The 15405-nt window shown below is 38.4% G+C and carries 19 protein-coding genes; 10 read left to right on the plus strand and 9 right to left on the minus strand.

The window, feature by feature from the left end; genetic code table 11:
* Positions 1 to 30 precede the first annotated feature (30 nt).
* From GO621_RS05815 to GO621_RS05850, 8 genes are all read right to left on the minus strand, one after another.
* A complete protein-coding gene (locus GO621_RS05815; RefSeq protein WP_157565070.1) occupies positions 31 to 726 on the minus strand; it encodes a DUF4397 domain-containing protein in 696 nt (231 codons plus the stop codon).
* A gap of 79 nt (positions 727 to 805) precedes the next feature.
* Positions 806 to 1930, minus strand: coding sequence for a DNA polymerase III subunit beta (gene dnaN / locus GO621_RS05820; protein ID WP_157565072.1), 1125 nt, complete (start codon positions 1928 to 1930; stop codon positions 806 to 808).
* 36 nt (positions 1931 to 1966) lie between these two features.
* Positions 1967 to 3658 (minus strand): gliding motility-associated ABC transporter substrate-binding protein GldG, encoded by a 1692-nt coding sequence (gene gldG / locus GO621_RS05825; RefSeq protein ID WP_157565074.1) that lies wholly within the window; start codon positions 3656 to 3658, stop codon positions 1967 to 1969.
* Entirely contained in the window at positions 3652 to 4374 is a 723-nt protein-coding gene (gene gldF / locus GO621_RS05830; RefSeq protein WP_317163394.1) for a gliding motility-associated ABC transporter permease subunit GldF, read from the minus strand. The genes gldG and gldF overlap by 7 nt, the downstream gene beginning before the upstream one ends.
* 99 nt (positions 4375 to 4473) lie before the next feature.
* Complete coding sequence (locus GO621_RS05835) at positions 4474 to 4926, minus strand: hypothetical protein (protein ID WP_157565076.1); 453 nt, start codon at positions 4924 to 4926, stop codon at positions 4474 to 4476.
* Positions 4927 to 5146: 220 nt separating this feature from the next.
* Complete coding sequence (locus GO621_RS05840; RefSeq protein ID WP_157565078.1) at positions 5147 to 5854, minus strand: ATP-binding cassette domain-containing protein; 708 nt, start codon at positions 5852 to 5854, stop codon at positions 5147 to 5149.
* A gap of 93 nt (positions 5855 to 5947) precedes the next feature.
* Positions 5948 to 6304, minus strand: a complete 357-nt coding sequence (locus tag GO621_RS05845) for a DUF5615 family PIN-like protein (RefSeq protein ID WP_157565080.1) — start codon at positions 6302 to 6304, stop codon at positions 5948 to 5950.
* Positions 6301 to 6540: a DUF433 domain-containing protein gene (locus GO621_RS05850; protein ID WP_157565082.1), complete on the minus strand. Its 240-nt coding sequence runs from the start codon at positions 6538 to 6540 to the stop codon at positions 6301 to 6303. The genes GO621_RS05845 and GO621_RS05850 overlap by 4 nt, the downstream gene beginning before the upstream one ends.
* Positions 6541 to 6610: 70 nt before the next feature.
* Between GO621_RS05850 and GO621_RS05855 the strand changes: the two genes are divergently transcribed.
* From GO621_RS05855 to GO621_RS05900, 10 genes are all read left to right on the plus strand, one after another.
* Positions 6611 to 8083: a glycine--tRNA ligase gene (locus GO621_RS05855; RefSeq protein ID WP_157565083.1), complete on the plus strand. Its 1473-nt coding sequence runs from the start codon at positions 6611 to 6613 to the stop codon at positions 8081 to 8083.
* A gap of 36 nt (positions 8084 to 8119) precedes the next feature.
* Positions 8120 to 8344: a DUF433 domain-containing protein gene (locus GO621_RS05860; protein WP_157565085.1), complete on the plus strand. Its 225-nt coding sequence runs from the start codon at positions 8120 to 8122 to the stop codon at positions 8342 to 8344.
* The gene (locus GO621_RS05865) at positions 8341 to 8610 is read left to right on the plus strand and encodes a DUF5615 family PIN-like protein (RefSeq protein ID WP_198170147.1); all 270 of its coding nucleotides are present in this window, start codon (positions 8341 to 8343) and stop codon (positions 8608 to 8610) included. Before GO621_RS05860 ends, GO621_RS05865 begins: the two co-directional genes overlap by 4 nt.
* Before the next feature lie 109 nt (positions 8611 to 8719).
* On the plus strand, positions 8720 to 9025 hold the full coding sequence (locus tag GO621_RS05870) for a Dabb family protein (protein WP_157565087.1): 306 nt from the start codon (positions 8720 to 8722) through the stop codon (positions 9023 to 9025).
* Positions 9026 to 9184: 159 nt separating this feature from the next.
* On the plus strand, positions 9185 to 9475 hold the full coding sequence (locus GO621_RS05875; RefSeq protein ID WP_157565089.1) for a hypothetical protein: 291 nt from the start codon (positions 9185 to 9187) through the stop codon (positions 9473 to 9475).
* A 260-nt stretch (positions 9476 to 9735) separates the two neighbouring features.
* Positions 9736 to 10443 (plus strand): 3'-5' exonuclease, encoded by a 708-nt coding sequence (locus tag GO621_RS05880; RefSeq protein WP_198170148.1) that lies wholly within the window; start codon positions 9736 to 9738, stop codon positions 10441 to 10443.
* Positions 10430 to 12334, plus strand: a complete 1905-nt coding sequence (locus tag GO621_RS05885; protein ID WP_317163395.1) for a DUF294 nucleotidyltransferase-like domain-containing protein — start codon at positions 10430 to 10432, stop codon at positions 12332 to 12334. Before GO621_RS05880 ends, GO621_RS05885 begins: the two co-directional genes overlap by 14 nt.
* Positions 12335 to 12460: 126 nt before the next feature.
* Positions 12461 to 13669 (plus strand): MFS transporter, encoded by a 1209-nt coding sequence (locus GO621_RS05890; protein ID WP_198170149.1) that lies wholly within the window; start codon positions 12461 to 12463, stop codon positions 13667 to 13669.
* Positions 13670 to 13860: 191 nt separating this feature from the next.
* Positions 13861 to 14055 carry a hypothetical protein gene (locus GO621_RS05895; RefSeq protein WP_157565091.1) on the plus strand — a complete coding sequence of 65 codons (195 nt, stop codon included), beginning with the start codon at positions 13861 to 13863 and terminating at the stop codon, positions 14053 to 14055.
* A gap of 24 nt (positions 14056 to 14079) precedes the next feature.
* The gene (locus GO621_RS05900) at positions 14080 to 14238 is read left to right on the plus strand and encodes a hypothetical protein (protein ID WP_157565093.1); all 159 of its coding nucleotides are present in this window, start codon (positions 14080 to 14082) and stop codon (positions 14236 to 14238) included.
* A gap of 87 nt (positions 14239 to 14325) precedes the next feature.
* On the opposite strand, the gene GO621_RS05905 is transcribed toward GO621_RS05900, so the two are convergent.
* Positions 14326 to 15405 carry a glycoside hydrolase 5 family protein gene (locus tag GO621_RS05905; RefSeq protein ID WP_232335599.1) on the minus strand — a complete coding sequence of 360 codons (1080 nt, stop codon included), beginning with the start codon at positions 15403 to 15405 and terminating at the stop codon, positions 14326 to 14328.

The raw sequence follows: 15405 nt of genomic DNA on the forward strand, positions 1-15405 counted from the left end.
ATGTTTTTTGTAATAAAACAAATGCTTCTTTTACTGGATAAAAGTTTGTACAGACAAAGCCGTTGAACCTGTACCATTCACTTTTCCACCACTCCAGATGGTATAAGTTTTTCCATTGTCCATCCGTACATTCGGGATATTTAACAGCACAGAATTACTGCCATGTACAACTAAAGCGAAGTTATAAGTTCCTGCTTTTAACTCTGTATAACTGCCAATTGTACCAAAACTTACACTGGAAGCAATGACTGGGCCGTTGCTGATAACAAGATCTGCGGAAGACAAACCAGCCGACAAGTTAGTAAACCTAACCTTAGCGTTTCCGAAAGAAGGAATACTCAAATCATCTTCAGTTATAACAGTTGTAGTTGTATTATTGGTTTCGTACACAAAAAAGGTATAACTCGAATCACGGACTAAATGAACCGTGTTTGTAGTTAACAAAGCACCGTTACTATTAGCTTTGATTTGAACGTCCCTTACGCCTGATGTTAAGTTTTTATACCCTGTAGTGCTGCCATAAAAAAGCGGAACTGGATTTAACTTATTGCCTGTCCAATATAAATTTATTGCAAAAGAACTGGCAGCGCTGTTTACTAAAAGTAAATGGGAATTTCCTAAAGAAGTGTCGGTTGCTGCATTATCTTTACAGGAAGAAAAAAGCAGCATAATTATTACAATTACAGATAATCCGCTTAGCTTATAAAATTGATAGTTTGCTTCCATAATAAAACCGCCTGATTGTATAAAGTTTACGGACAATCAAGCGGTTAGTTACAGGAAAATCTAACGAAAAGAAAGGCGATCAGGCGTAACTGTTCAGCATCACCGGCATTACCAGCATCAATACATCTTCATTTTCATCACCGCCCTGCGGCAATAATAAGCCTGCCCGGTTTGGTGTTGACATTTCTAAAGAAACTTCTTCACAGCTTAAATTTTTAAGCATTTCAATTAAGAAACGGGCGTTAAAACCGATTTCCATATCCTCGCCTTCGTACTGGCAATTCAATTTTTCGTGCGCTTCGTTGGAGAAATCTATATCTTCTGATGAAATATTAAGCTCATTTCCCTCAATTTTCAACCTTACCTGGTGCGTTGTTTTATTGGCATAAATAGCAACACGGCTTAAAGAACCCAGAAAAGACAAACGGTCTATCGTTAATTTATTAGGATTATTGGTTGGGATAACCGCATCATAATCCGGGTAACGTTCATCAATTAAACGGCAAACCAGATTGATATTGCCAAATTTGAAGAAAGCACTCGTGCTGTTATATTCTACCGATACATTTACATCTTCTGAAGGCAGCGATGACTTTAACAAGTTCAATGCTTTTTTTGGCATGATAAAAGAAGTAGCCGTTTCAGAATGCGCATCTTTCCTGCGGTAACGAACCAGCTTATGTGCATCTGTAGCAACAAAAGTAAAATGCTGTGGCGAAAGCTGACAATAAACACCTGTCATGGCCGGGCGCAGCTCATCATTACTTACAGCAAAAATGGTTTTGTTGATAGCTTCTGCCAAAACGGAAGCTGGTAAACTTACTGATGAAGCATTTTCTACCACCGGGATTTTCGGAAAATCTTCGCCGTTTTCTCCGCTTAATTTATAACTGCCATCTCCTGCTTTAATTTCTACCGCAAACGTTTTATCATCCACCGAAAATGTAACCGGTTGTTCTGGCAATGATTTTAAAGTATCCAGCAAAATACGCGAAGGAATAGCAATACGACCATTTTCATCCGTTTCTACCGGTAAAGAAGTGGTCATGCTGGTTTGCAGATCTGTTGCAGAAATAGTTAAATTTCCGTCTTTGATCTGGAATAAAAAGTTCTCTAATATTGGTAAAACCGTGCTACTGCTCAGCGCCCCGCTAACTGCCTGCAACTGTTTTAGCAAGGTTGATGTAGAAACAATAAATCTCATATAAATATAAATCTTGATCTACCAAAAGTAGAAATTTTAAGCCGCATACTTTCTTCTGCGGAAATATTGTTGAAAAATACCGAATAAAAGAAGCATCGCCAGTGGCAGCACGTTGTTTAAAATTTGCCAATATAATTTTGTGGCCTTAATTTGTGCATGGTCCAGTAACCTGATCTTAATTTCTTTGTTCCTAAGGTTGATTAAACCAGAATCATCCGTCATGTAATCGGCAACATTCAGCAAAAAGTTTTTATTGCCATAGGTTTGCTGTGTATATCGGTCAAAACCTAAAGGGAAAGGCGAACCATCTGCTTCATTGATCTGGTTCTTTAAAATGTCGCCGTCACTAATCACAATCATTCTGGTGAACCTGCTTTCCGGCAACACGTCAATTTTCTCTGTAAAGCCTTCGGGCACAGGGCGGTTTTTAAAATCAGATTTAAACCTGCCTTCCAGCAAAACACCAACTGTTTTTGGCGCGCTGCGAAAAGTACGCGGATCCGGCTCCTGCTCCACCATTTGCAACGAAAGCAAATATGGCGTATTAATTTTTTGATTGAAGGGAGAAGAAGCAAGCAAAACCGTTTTTTTAATGCCAGGAACACCAATGGTATCTATCGAACTGATAAACTCGCTTCTGATTCCGTCTAAATTTTTAACCAAAGGATGTTTGGAAACCGGAACAAGAATTGGATAAAATAGCCAAGGCAGCATTTGAATTTGCACTTGTCCAGCTACGTTTCCTACATTAATCGGAATTTGAGCGCAATTCATATCAGCAATCAGATCAAAATTAAGGCGGATTCCGTAACTAAAAAGCTGATCATCTAAATTAAGCTGTTTGTTAAAAGCCAGTTGCTCGCCGCCGTGTCCGCGCAAACTGTCTAATTCTGCTGTAACCGGATCAATCGTCCACAAAATCTTTCCGCCACGCATTAAGTACTGGTCTATTTTAAATTTTTCAAGTTCGGTAAAAGGTTGATCAGGTTTTGGAACGATTAATAAACTTAGTTTTTCTACTCCCGAAAAAGGAATAGTTTTTAAGTTAACACGGCCAACTTCAAAACCATCTGAAAGAGAACGCATCGCATCGTTCAACTGTAAATCGCTTAATTCATGATGGCCTTCTGTAAAACCGATACGTGGTTTTCCGCCGCTGGTTACTTTTTTTATGGCAGAAGAAAAGGCGTATTCCAGGTTTTGGATCGAATTATTTAATACTTCTTCCGGAGATAAACCAATTCGTGTTTGTAAAAGTTTAACCGGAATTTGCCTTCCCTTGCATTTTACCAAAGCTGCCGGAAAGATGATTTTTTGTGTCATGCCATCTTCCGTTTTTACGCTGAGGTTGGTTGGTTCGATGCCCTGACTTTGTAAATCCTGCAAAATCTGCGTTTGCTGTTCTGTATTTGCCCCTGCCAACGGATCAACAAATTCTACTTTAAGCTTATCATGTCCAAATGCATTGTAATCGTTCAGCAAATCCCTTGTTGCGCGTTGTAAACGTTTAAATCCCGAAGGAAAATCGCCCTGCAAAAAAACAGTTACAGTAACCGGCTTTTGCAGGCTGTCCATTATATTTCTGGTGATTGGCGAAAGTGTAAAACGTTTTTCGGTCGTAAAATCAAACCGTGTAAAAGCATATTCCGAAAAAATGTTCAGTAAAAGAAGCATCACCAGCACGATGGCAACCTGCAATAAATCTTTCTTTTTGCGGAAACTTACCATTTTCTTCCTCCCAATACTGTTTTTGTGAACAATAAAAACAGGCCGATCATACTTAGAAAATAAACCAAATCGCGCGTATCTAAAACACCGCGGCTTATTGCCCCGTAATGTTCGTTGATGCCAAGATTTTGTATTTCAGAATTTTGAAAAGACAATAACCCGCTAAGCGAATCAAAGCCGCTGAACATAAAAAAGCACATAAAAACAGCCAGCGTAAAGGCAATAATCTGGTTTTTGGTGATGGAAGAAGCAAAAATACCGATGGCAACAAAAGTCCCTCCCAACAAAAATAAACCGATATAAGAACCAATTACAGCGCCAACATCCAGATTACCAATTGGGTTTCCTAACTGATGAACGGAATAAACGTAAACTAATGTGGGCAGCAAGGCCAGCAAAACCAGCAATAAACAAGCAAAGTATTTGCCCAACACAATTTGCCAGTCGGTAATTGGCCGAGTTGCCAGTAATTCAAATGTCCCTTCCTTTTTTTCTTCTGCTAAAGAACGCATGGTAATTGCCGGAATGAGGAACATAAATAAATAAGGAATTGTGCTGAACATGTTTCCCAGATCAGCATAACCATAATCTAAAATGCTGGTATCCGGGAAAACCCATAAAAACAAACCCAGAACTAATAAAAACACACCGATAGTTACGTAAGCAACCAGCGAACTGAGGTAAGAAGTAATTTCTTTTTGAAGAATTGTTAACACCTGATGTAATGTGAAAGCCGAAATTATACAATTTACCGCAAAGCAAAAAGGTTCTGCCCAATAAGAGCAGAACCTTTATTTTAAGGTGCTAAAAGAAGCTTAGAATTTGTAGGCTACGCGTAAAGCCAACTGCCCTAATTGTCCGTTTTGCGACCAGCCTTCGTAACGTACGCCTGCATCAATTGCAGATTTACCAATTAAAGGAATGGAAACGCCAACACCGGGCGCATAAGCAAATGCAGTACCACGGCCGCTCAGAGTATTATTTGTAATAAGAAAAGGCGATAATTTTTGTACACCAATTGCTGCGCCAATCTCTCCTTCTACATAAAATAACGGAATAATATAATATTTACCACCTGCTTTTAAAGGAACATAACCAGCTGGATTGGTTGATCCGCCAAAAGCAGTTAATGTATTTTTAATGTTATCTTTTAAATAAAAGCTGGTATAACCTGCTGTTACTGTTATGAAAAAAGATTTTGTTGCCGGGATTTCAATTTTTCCGGAACCACCAAATCCAAAACTGTACACATCTTTAGCGTCGCCCATTGGCGCTGCTGCTTCCAGTCCAACACTAAACGAAGGAGATATTGCTGTCGTTCTTTTTTGTGCCGATACTTTTGTAAAAACAGTTGCACCAAATAAGGCAGTTATTAAGAATATTTTTTTTATTCTTTTTTATAAATTTAGATAAAATAATGTTTCTGAAATGCCGAAACTACTTCATTGTTTGCTAAAAACAGCATACAGTTTTCCTATTGGTTAAAAATCAGTGGGTTAATTTGATAAAAATCTGTTCCAGTGATTGATTTTGATGCTGTTGATGCAATTGGGCTAAAGTTTCATTGGCCACAATTTTTCCTTTGTTAATGATGATCACCTGATCGCAAACAGCTTCCACTTCCTGCATAATATGGGTCGATAAAATTACCGTTTTAGTTTTACCGAGTTCTTTTATTAAAGCCCTGATCCCGATCAACTGATTTGGGTCGAGGCCGGAAGTTGGTTCATCCAAAATCAAAACCTGCGGATTGTGTAAAATTGCTTGCGCTAACCCTACACGTTGTTTGTAGCCTTTAGAAAGCTGTCCGATTTTTTTTTGCTGTTCCGGCCCTAAACCTGTTTCTTCAATAACTTCGGCAATTCTTTTTTCCGGGTGATGGATTTTATGGACAGAAGCAATAAAGGTTAATGCTTCTTTTATATATAAATCGGGATACAAAGCATTGCTTTCGGGCAGATAACCAATTTGCTGCCGCACTTGCAATGCTTCTTTTACCGTATCAAAACCATTAACTGTTGCCGTGCCGGAAGTTTGCGGAATAAAGCAAGTCAGGATTTTCATCGTGGTAGATTTTCCTGCGCCGTTTGGGCCGAGAAATCCTAACACTTTTCCGGGTTCTGCGGAGAAGGAAATAGCATCAATGGCTTTTTGTGTGCCGTAGGTTTTAGATAGGTTTTGGACTTGGATGCTCATGAATGGCTTTTAGCAATCAGCTTTCGGCTATCAGCTGTCATTTCGACGATAGGAGAAATCTTCTTCAAATTTAAAAAGAACTTTGTGTTTGATTTAGATTTCACGAATTACAACTCCTTCAGAATTCAGTTCCAAAAAATCATAATTTTCAAAAAGTGATTCTATCAAAGCTATATTATCTCTGATTGAATCAAATAATATACGATTTTTAGTATTACCTAATGTTATCAGTAAGAGTTTTGACGGTTTTTTGTACATGAAATGAGCATAATAAAAGTCATAATCTTTAGTAATCATTACACGATTTTCCTGATCAGCTGAATCCATAATAATACTGTCTGAGGTAAGCGTTCCGATCATTAGTTCTCTTACATGTTTGGTATCATAACCTTTTTGCTTCAATATATCACATAATAATGGCGAAATCTGTGCATCAATTAAAAATTTCATGCAAGAACTGCTGAAACAAATTTTACCCGAAGCAATTTTGCGGCAAAAGCCAAACAGGCTAAAATATCCTCCTCTTGCAATTCAGAATAATCTTCTAAGATCTCCTGATTGGTCATTCCGGACGATAGCAAATCCAAAATCAACTCAACAGGATATCTTCTGTTACGGATCGTTGGTTTACCATGGCAAATTTCTGGATTGATGGTTATTCTGCTTAAAAGCTGTTTTTCAGTCATGTTTCTGCGGATTAGATACTACAACAAAAATATACATTAATACACATTTTTACACATCTTTGCCCTCGTTATGAGCAAAAACAACGACGAGCTTTTTAAAAATGTAATCGCCCACGCCAAAGAATATGGTTTTGTGTTCCAATCCAGTGAAATTTACGACGGACTAAGTGCTGTTTATGATTACGGACAATACGGTGCCGAACTGAAAAACAACATCAAAACGTATTGGTGGAAAGCGATGGTACAGCTAAACGAGAATATTGTAGGTATTGATTCTGCTATTTTTATGCACCCAAAAATCTGGGAAGCCAGCGGGCACGTTGCCGGTTTTAACGATCCGATGATTGATAACAAGGATTCTAAAAAAAGGTATCGCGCGGACCAGTTGCTGGAAGATAAAATTGCGAAATACGAAAAAGACGGCAAAACTGCTAAAGCGGAAGCGTTACAAACAGCGATGGACGATGCTTTAAAAGCCGAAGATTTTTCGCGCTTAAAAGAACTCATAGAAGAGCATGAAATTGCCGATCCGGTTTCGGGAACGCGCAACTGGACAGAAGTCCGCCAGTTTAACCTGATGTTCTCCACCCAATTTGGTGCGATGGCAGAAGGATCAGACGAAGTTTATTTACGGCCGGAAACGGCACAGGGCATCTTTGTAAACTTTTTAAATGTGCAGAAATCCGGCCGGATGAAAATCCCTTTCGGCATTGCACAAATTGGCAAAGCTTTCAGGAACGAAGTAATCGCGCGTCAGTTTATTTTGCGCATGCGAGAATTTGAGCAGATGGAAATGCAGTTTTTCATTAAACCAGGAACTGAAATGGAATGGTTTGCACATTGGAAAGAAGCGCGCTTAAAATGGCATTTGGCTTTAGGAACATCTACCGAAAAATACCGCTTTCACGATCATACCAAACTGGCGCACTATGCCAACGCCGCGACAGACATCGAGTTTGAATTTCCGTTTGGATTTAAAGAAGTGGAAGGCATCCATAGCCGTACTGATTTTGATCTTTCCCAGCACGAAAAATACTCGGGCAAAAAGCTGCGTTTCTTCGATCCGCAGGAAACCGATAAAGAAAAACAAAGCTATGTGCCTTACGTAATTGAAACTTCTATCGGCTTAGACCGCATGTTTTTGCTCACGCTGATCAATGCTTACGAAGAACAGGATCTAAGCGAAGGCGATAAAAAAGATAGTCGTGTGGTATTGAAGTTTCCTCCTGCCCTTGCTCCTATTAAAGCAACTATTCTTCCTTTAACAAAGAAAGATGGTTTGCCGGAAAAAGCGCGCGATATTATGGATAAGCTGAAACTGGATTTCAATTTGCAGTACGACGAAAAAGATTCTATCGGCAAACGTTACCGTCGCCAGGATGCCATTGGGACACCTTTTTGTATTACGGTTGACCATCAGACTTTAGAAGATAATACTGTTACCATCCGCGAACGCGATACCATGATTCAGGAACGTGTAAATGCTGATGACCTTGAAAAAATAATCGGCGACCTGGTTAGCTGGAAAAAGGTGCTGGCATAATTGTAATTGGTATATTTGTTATAAAGCAACAAACCAATGGAAAACTGGAAAGCACGGATCACAATTAATCCTGACCAATGTGGTGGCCATCCTTGTATTCGCGGAATGCGGATAAGGGTAATTGATATTCTTGATCTACTTGCTTCCGGTATTAATCAAATACAAGTTTTAGAAGAATTTCCTGATCTGGAAATAGCAGATGTACAAGCTGCTTTAAAGTATGCACGTAATAAAATGGATCACCCAGTTATTGCGGCATGACAATTTGGATTGATGCACAGCTTTCACCTTCAATTGCTGCTTGGATTAATCGCAATTATACTAATGCAGAAGCCAAATCTGTACGTGCATTAGGACTGTTGAAAGCAACGGACTATGAAATATTTATGAAAGCCAGATTAGAAAATGCTGTTATTATGAGTAAGGATGCAGATTTTCTAATCCTATCAGAAAAATATGGTATTCCTCCGCAAATTATTTGGATAACTTGTGGCAATACATCAAATGCTAACTTTTGCAGAATTTAGAACAAAACTTAAATCAAACACTGCAACTCCTTCAACTTAAGGAACCAATTGTAGAAATAAGTGATTTTAATATTGATTAAATAAAATATCTATATAACCTCTAAAAACCATGTTTACACACCACGTTTTTTTCTGGCTTAAAAATAAAAGCAACAATGCAGACAGAGAAGATTTATTAAACGGACTGCAAAGTTTAGCCGCTATAGGACCTAAAATAATGATCCATATTGGTGTTAAAGCAAGCACAAACCGTCCGGTTATTGATACGACTTATGATTTTTCTTTATTGCTCATATTTAACAATTTGGAAGACCAGGAAAGTTATCAGGTGCACCCCTTACATCAGGAATTTGTTAGAAACTGCCAGCACCTTTGGGAAAAAGTTACCATTTATGATTCGGTGGATGTAGCATAAAAGCGATGCTTCTTTTATCGGCTAAAAATCCGCGTTCTGTTAAAAATGAACGCGGATTTTTTTGTTGTAACAGGCATCGTTTTTTAATAACTGATTTTTTTAAAACCAATGCAACCAACTTTAATTGCATTCGTATAACCTGCATTACATTAAAAGTTAATGAAAAGATCAAATTATTTCTATGCTTCTTTACTCTTAGGAATGCTTGCTCTGATTGTTTATGGTTTTATAAATTATTTTTGGATGATGGCTGGTTTAATCGCTTTTTCGAGTGTATTTAGTTTTGTTGTGTTCCTGGTTCAAACCCATATAAAATCCCCTGCTGCAAATGCAGAACACCAGGAAGAACCTATCGATTTTTATAAAACCGGTACAAGGACTACCTATTATAACACCAGCACAGATACAACTTATGCTACCGGCGCCCGTAAAGCCGTAAATGCTGATTAAAAGTATCGAACATACTTAGGTTTCGTATTTGCCCTGTTTTATAGCCTTAGTATTCCTAAAAATACTAAATAAAATATGCTTTTAACAAAACAGCGTTAGCATACAAAGTATGTTAGGGTTTTGCATAGCTTTTTTTTACCCGATTTATTTTCTTCAAAAACCGCTGATACTGTTTTTACGGCTAAAAAATATTCTTCAAATCCATAAATCATTGTAATTTTAAATCGCCAAATAAATTACCATGAGATTGATTTTAAGTTGTGATAGATAACCTCCTGTTTATTGATACTGAAGCTTCCGGGTTACCTAAAAAATGGAACGCACCTTATTCTAAAGTTAATAACTGGCCGTTCTCCGTCCAGATCTCCTGGTTAATTTACAATCGTAATGGTAATTTAATTAAGCAGGAAGACCATTACATTAAGGACAACGATTTTAAAATTTCGCCTGCTGCACAAGATATTCATGGCATTACACGCGAATTTTTAAATGAGCATGGCGAGTTGCGGCATGAAGTAATGGAACTGCTGGCAAAGGATATGGAACTATACCGGCCTTTAATGATCGGGCATTTTATGGAACTTGATTTTCATGTGCTTAGTGCAGATTTTTTTCGTTCCGGTGTAGAAAACCCAATCAGCAACATGAAAATGTTTTGCACCATGATTGCCACCAAACGATTGGCCGATAATACGCAGCACAAGTATTTACGCCTGGGCGATTTGTATCAGCTATTATTTAAAACACCGTTATTGCACCAGCATAATGCTTTAACAGATGCTGCGGCAACAGCAGAATGCTATTTTGAACTAATTAAAAGAGGCGAAATTGATGAGGAATATATTTTAAAACAACAATCCCTTAAAAGTTACGAACATCCGTTTAATCGTTTTATTGGCTGGGCAGTTGTAATATTGATACTACTTCTTTTACTGATCATTTTATTAACTTATCGTGGAACAACTTGAATTTCTTAAAAAGGTAGCACCGTTTAATTTACTGCCTCCCGAAACTTTAGCAAGTACCGCAGCACAACTGCAAAAAGTAACCTACAGTAAAGAAACTGTAATTTATCAGCAGGAAATTAGTAAAATGAAAGGTGTTGATATTATTGTTTCGGGAGAGTATGAATCTTTCATTTACGATAACCTCCACAACATGCGGCTGGTAGAAAGCCATCGCGAAGGTTTTACCTTTGGCGGGCAATCTATTTTGCTAAACCGGAACCGTTCTTTGCGTACCGTTATCGCTAAAGAAGGAACGGTTGTTTATTTTCTCCCCCGAAAAACTTTTAAAGCGCTTTGCCAGACTTTTGAGAATTTTTTCCAGTTTTTTACTATTGATTTTGGCAGAAGGATGATGAACGAGGAGTTTGCAAACTTCTTTAAAAATCCGGCTTCATTTGCAGAAAGCCACGGCGCATCCGATCAGCTTTATTCCAAAAAAATTACGGATATAGAACAGCGGGACATTGTTTCCTGCAGTTATGATACGCCTATTTACCTTGCAGCAACACAAATGGCGCAGGCTAAAGTAAGCTGCCTTTTTATTCGGGACGGAAACGAAAAAATAGTTGGTTATGTTACCGATATTACCATCAGGGATAATGTGGTGGCCAAACAAATTGATGCAGCCATGCCAATAAGCAGCGTTATGGATAACCCTATCATTTCCATTAGCGTTCAAGCTTATGTTTATGAAGCTATCCTGATGATGTTCCGCACAAAAACCAGGTATTTGCTTACCGAAGACAACGGAAAATATGTGGGGTTTTTAAGCCGGAACAAGTTGCTGAGCGAGCAGGCGCAATCACCATTAGTGTTTATTCAATCTGTAAAATCAGCATCATCTGTAACGGAACTGAAAGAGAAATGGCAGCGCGTGCCTATGTTTGTGATCCAGTTGTTAGACCGGGGCGTAAATGCAGAAATTGTAAACCAGGTAATTACCACAATTGCAGATACTATTGCGCTTAAAGTGATCGAATCTGTTATTGCTGAACTTGGCAAACCGCCGGCAAAATTTGTTTTTATGGCTTTAGGAAGCGAGGGCCGCAAAGAACAGACTTTAAAAACAGACCAGGACAATGCCATTGTTTATGAAGATAAAGCAAACGAACACCGCGAACTGGTGCGCGAATATTTTTTAACTTTTGCTGATATTGTTTCCGAACGTTTAAATACCATTGGTTTTATATTTTGTACAGGTGGCTTCATGGCGAAAAATCCGAAGTGGACGCATTCTTTATCCCACTGGAAACGCAATTACACCGAATGGATGGAAGAATCTGTACCGGAAACCATTATTAATTTTTCTACTTTTTTTGACTGCCGTTTTATTTATGGTGAAGTTTCTATCATGAACGACCTGAAATCGTTTTTAGATGAAGCTTTGAAAAAACCAATGGAAAAAGTGTTTTTTCACATGGCAAACAACGCATTGCAATACGAACCGCCGCTTACTTTTTTTAGAAATATCAGAACTATAACGCGCGACAAACAAGAAGTTTTTGACATTAAAAAAGCGATGACACCCATTGTTGACCTTGTACGGATTTATGCATTAAAAAACAGGATTTTTGAAGTTAACACCGGCGAACGGTTAAAAGCTTTACAGCAAAAAGGCGTTTTTACAGAAACAGAACTACAGGAACTTACCCAATCCTACTATTTCCTGATGAGCATGCGATTGAAAAACCAGGCAAATCAGATCATCCACGATAAATCTTCTCCTGATAATTACATCCATATTGATAAACTTACCAGTATTGAAGAGGCAACCTTGATAGAGATTTTCAAGATCATTAAAAATTTTCAATTAGGCATCAAAGTCCGTTTTACCAATCGTTTGTTAAACTAACCAGGTTCAGCCCTCTCCCATTTCTGTTTTTTTTAACCTGATGCTTCTTTTAGCAGGCAAAAATCTTTAATAGGTTTTATCAGTCTGTTTAAAAAAACTTCATGGCAGATCATTGGTTAACCTGCCATGAGTAATACGAATACATCTAAAGCAAACACGGGTATCAACAAAATAACTTTATGGGTAATGACGGTTACTACAGGCCTGGTAGTAGCTAACCTTTATTACGGTCAACCTCTGCTAAGCGATATTGCGCGGACCTATCATGTAAGCAGTGGCGAAGCCGGCAGTAGCGCCATGCTAACACAAATGGGCTACGCCTTTGGTATGCTGCTGATTGTTCCGCTTGGAGATATGTTGAAACGTAAAAAATTGATCATGATTGATTTTAGCCTGATTATCATTTCTTTACTGCTTGCAGCATTTGCACCGAGTTTCACGGTTATGCTGATAGCTAGTTTCCTGATTGGCTTTACATCAGTTATACCTCAACTGATTATCCCGATGGCAGCCCATCTTTCCAAACCAAATGAAAGAGGAAAAACTGTAGGCTTTGTAATGAGCGGCTTACTGATTGGTATTTTACTTTCGAGAACAATTAGTGGTTATATTGGCCAACTCTTTGGCTGGCATGTTATGTATATGATTGCCGCCGGGCTGATGCTTCTTTTATGGGTAATAATTTATTTTCTTTTCCCGGAGATAGAACCTCAATATAAAGGAAACTACCCGGAATTGATGCGCTCGCTTATTACCCTCATCCAAACAGAACCTTTGTTAAGGCTTGCAGCTTTACGCGGCGCTTTGTGTTACGCCTGTTTCGGCGCTTTCTGGACAACCCTGGTTTTCCTGCTTCGGCAACCACAGTTTAATTTAGGCAGCGAAGCAGCCGGACTATTTGGCTTAGTAGGCGCTTTTGGTGCTTTAGGTGCTGCTTTGATGGGCAGGGTCAGCGATAAAACGAACCCTTACACGGTTACTACTTTGTCTATTTTGCTGATTATTGTATCCTTTATCGTTTTCTTTTTTTCAGACAGCAGCCTTACCGGTTTAATCATCGGTGTAATTTTACTCGATCTGGGCGTTCAGGCTACGCATATTTCTAATCAAACTACCATTTTTTCCCTTTCTGCAGAAGCACGAAACCGTTTAAACACTGTTTATATGGTTACTTATTTTTTAGGCGGTGCTGGGGGTACTTTTTTAGCCAGCCGTGTTTGGAATACCTGGCATTGGCACGGTGTAGCAGGTATAGGCATCGTTTTATCTGTTGCTGCTTTATTTGTACACTTCTCGTACCGAAAAACTGTACGGTTAAATCTGAAACTGAATTAATTTCTGAACAGCATAAGCAACAGGCTGTCTGTTATTTTCAACACGAAAATTTTTCTTACAGCAATTAAACTTTTTTTCCTGCTGGTTTCCAGTTATTTCCTGCAAAAAAAATTAAAAGTTATAAACAATCTGTTTTGTAATAATTGCTCTGGCATCATATTAGAAACAGGGTTTACAGAAAAAATGGAAATATGATTATTAAAAACAGCATTCCCGATAAAAACAGTCAGGAAAAAGACTGGGAAAATCCATTAGATCCGGAAAATCCGAGTGATAGCAGAGACGAGGAGCAATTTACCCGCCAGGTAAACGAGGCCAAAAGAAGAAAAAATAATTTAACAGAAAAAGACCACATCGACAAACCTAAAAAAACTGATAATAATTAACACTAACCATAAAAAAATTTAGACATGAAAAAAAATACCACTTCCATAAACAAAATGATCAAAAATTTTGATAAAGAATTAAGAAATCTATTACTTACCGATTTAAAAGTTGCACGTGTAGCAAGCAAAGCATTAGTAAAAAATATTAATCCTTTAGATAACAATCAGTTAATGATTGCTTAATCTTGCATTAACAAACGTAAAAACAAGAAAGTCCTGCTTTTAAAAAGCAGGACTTTCTTGTTTTTGTTTTAAAGATAACAAAACCGGTTATTTTATAACACCGTTTAACTTCTTAATCAAATCCACTTCGTCTTGCCGGTATGGCAGACCATCCTGACGAAAAATTTCATGGAACCATTCTATCGGTTCTCCGCCATTAACCATTGGTGTATCCCAGGCATAAATAGTATTGGTTTTACCGGCAACAAACCCCCAATTAATTGCCCCTACATTTTCTTTTTTAAGCATCGGCATAATGTTGGCAAAACGGCTGTTGCTTGTACGCGCCATATATTCTGTACAAATAACCGGCCGGCCAAAAGATTTAAGCAATTGTATCACTCTTAAATGCCAGGCAGGTTCCTCATAATCATGGTAAGTAATTACATCAGAATGTGTAATCTGGAAAGCATTTAATTTTTCAAAATCCCAAGCCCAAATCCCGGCAGTAACCGGCTGATCGGGATTTACTTCTTTTGCCCAGGTAAAAATTTGGGTTAGCAATGGAAGTGATAATTCGCCTTTGTTAGAATTGCCTGGCTCGTTATACAAATCCCACAACAAAATGCGCTTATCATGGGCAAAATGCGTCATTACATCTTTTACATATTTTTCGAGTCCGGGGAAGTTAGCCGCATTTTCTGATGCCGGTTGACCAGGATCTTGCACCCAGCCAGAATTATGGATACCGGTTTTCGGCTCTGGCTGTTTACCAATTTGAGGGACTTTGTTCCAGCAATCATCAAAAAATACAAATAAAGGCTGAATATGATGTTTTTCGGCAATGGTTAAAAACTGGTCAACCCGCTTTTTAAAGCCTTCCGGATCTTGTTTCCACGCCAAACTATGTAAAAAAACGCGCATGGTATTAAAGCCAATTCCTTCGGCCCAACCTAATTCTTTATCGATAGTTTTTGGATCGAAAGTATCTGCCTGCCACATTTCCAGTTGGTTGATAGCAGTTGCCGGAATATAATCAGCGCCCGAAAGCCATTTATGCTGGGCATACCAACTGTTTGCTTTTGCTGCCGGCCAAACCGGTGCTGTTTTTACCGGTACATTTTGTGCAGATAACTGCATCCCGGCAAAAAGCAGGAATAAAATAATCAGGTGTTTCTTGATGCTCAT

Source organism: Mucilaginibacter arboris (assembly GCF_009754915.1).
GTDB classification, from domain to species: Bacteria; Bacteroidota; Bacteroidia; order Sphingobacteriales; family Sphingobacteriaceae; genus Mucilaginibacter_A; species Mucilaginibacter_A arboris.

Coding starts and splice junctions, on each gene's coding strand:
- GO621_RS05815 (WP_157565070.1), bottom strand. CDS start 726: ATGGAAGCAAACTATCAATTTTATAAGCTAAGCGGATTATCTGTAATT.
- dnaN (WP_157565072.1), bottom strand. CDS start 1,930: ATGAGATTTATTGTTTCTACATCAACCTTGCTAAAACAGTTGCAGGCA.
- gldG (WP_157565074.1), bottom strand. CDS start 3,658: ATGGTAAGTTTCCGCAAAAAGAAAGATTTATTGCAGGTTGCCATCGTG.
- GO621_RS05835 (WP_157565076.1), bottom strand. CDS start 4,926: ATGGGCGACGCTAAAGATGTGTACAGTTTTGGATTTGGTGGTTCCGGA.
- GO621_RS05840 (WP_157565078.1), bottom strand. CDS start 5,854: ATGAGCATCCAAGTCCAAAACCTATCTAAAACCTACGGCACACAAAAA.
- GO621_RS05845 (WP_157565080.1), bottom strand. CDS start 6,304: ATGAAATTTTTAATTGATGCACAGATTTCGCCATTATTATGTGATATA.
- GO621_RS05850 (WP_157565082.1), bottom strand. CDS start 6,540: ATGACTGAAAAACAGCTTTTAAGCAGAATAACCATCAATCCAGAAATT.
- GO621_RS05855 (WP_157565083.1), top strand. CDS start 6,611: ATGAGCAAAAACAACGACGAGCTTTTTAAAAATGTAATCGCCCACGCC.
- GO621_RS05860 (WP_157565085.1), top strand. CDS start 8,120: ATGGAAAACTGGAAAGCACGGATCACAATTAATCCTGACCAATGTGGT.
- GO621_RS05865 (WP_198170147.1), top strand. CDS start 8,341: ATGACAATTTGGATTGATGCACAGCTTTCACCTTCAATTGCTGCTTGG.
- GO621_RS05870 (WP_157565087.1), top strand. CDS start 8,720: ATGTTTACACACCACGTTTTTTTCTGGCTTAAAAATAAAAGCAACAAT.
- GO621_RS05875 (WP_157565089.1), top strand. CDS start 9,185: ATGAAAAGATCAAATTATTTCTATGCTTCTTTACTCTTAGGAATGCTT.
- GO621_RS05890 (WP_198170149.1), top strand. CDS start 12,461: ATGAGTAATACGAATACATCTAAAGCAAACACGGGTATCAACAAAATA.
- GO621_RS05895 (WP_157565091.1), top strand. CDS start 13,861: ATGATTATTAAAAACAGCATTCCCGATAAAAACAGTCAGGAAAAAGAC.
- GO621_RS05900 (WP_157565093.1), top strand. CDS start 14,080: ATGAAAAAAAATACCACTTCCATAAACAAAATGATCAAAAATTTTGAT.
- GO621_RS05905 (WP_232335599.1), bottom strand. CDS start 15,405: ATGAGCATCAAGAAACACCTGATTATTTTATTCCTGCTTTTTGCCGGG.